2 protein-coding genes are annotated in these 708 nt (G+C 72.5%); both read right to left on the minus strand.

All coding sequences use genetic code 11. From position 1 onward, the window contains the following. Positions 1-109 precede the first annotated feature (109 nt). Positions 110-385, minus strand: coding sequence for a hypothetical protein (locus RNC47_RS36060; protein ID WP_311605071.1), 276 nt, complete (start codon positions 383-385; stop codon positions 110-112). Then, positions 385-621, minus strand: a complete 237-nt coding sequence (locus tag RNC47_RS36065; RefSeq protein ID WP_267942935.1) for a hypothetical protein — start codon at positions 619-621, stop codon at positions 385-387. Before RNC47_RS36065 ends, RNC47_RS36060 begins: the two co-directional genes overlap by 1 nt. Between the last annotated feature and the right edge of the window lie 87 nt (positions 622-708).

Here is a 708-nt window from a genome sequence, read left to right on the forward strand (position 1 = left end):
TCGCTCTCCAGCACCTCACCAGCACCTCAAGAACACCGTGCAGCAGGGCGTGCTGCACGGTGCAGAGCACGAGCAGCACCAGGAGCAGCGCGAGGCTCGCGGTCGGGTGCTACACCTCGAGGAAGGCGACGACCACGACGGTCTTGAGCGCGGTGACCCAGTAGACGAGCCGGACGCGTTCGACGTCGTCGACGTACTGGCGCAGCCGGGGTCCGGTGCTGTCGCCGGGGAGGAGCTCGCCAGCGTCGGGGGCGACGGAGACGACGACCAGGGCGCGGTCCAGGGCGTGGAGCTCGGCTTCGCTGGTGATGGAGTCCAGCTGCTTGGCGGCGGAGTCGGAGAATGCGATGCGGGCGCGGCGGCGGGGGCCGTGCGGTGCGGGCATCAGGCGACGGCCGGGCGCTGGGCAGCGAGCCGGGCGAGATGAGCTTCGCGCAGCTCCTCCCACGGGGTGCACTGCTCGGGGTCGGGCAGGCCGTTCGTGGCGATGTCCTCCAGGACGGCGGCGAGCTGGTCGGCGCTCTCGCGGGTCCGGGCCGCGTACGCGCGCAGTCCGTCAGCCGTGTCGGGCTCCAGCTGCTGACGAACGGTGTTGTCGGCCGGGGCCGGCTGGTTGCTCATCGAGGGCCTCCAGGACGCGAACGGGCGTGTGCCACCACGGTATCGGCCGTGCGGCGGCCGCGGGGACCGCTCTGCTCACTCCGGTAC

Source organism: Streptomyces millisiae (assembly GCF_031845425.1).
Lineage (GTDB): Bacteria > Actinomycetota > Actinomycetes > Streptomycetales > Streptomycetaceae > Streptomyces > Streptomyces millisiae.

Excerpts from the sequence above, each read along its gene's own strand:
- RNC47_RS36060 (WP_311605071.1), bottom strand. The coding sequence starts at position 385 with ATGCCCGCACCGCACGGCCCCCGCCGCCGCGCCCGCATCGCATTCTCC.
- RNC47_RS36065 (WP_267942935.1), bottom strand. The coding sequence starts at position 621 with ATGAGCAACCAGCCGGCCCCGGCCGACAACACCGTTCGTCAGCAGCTG.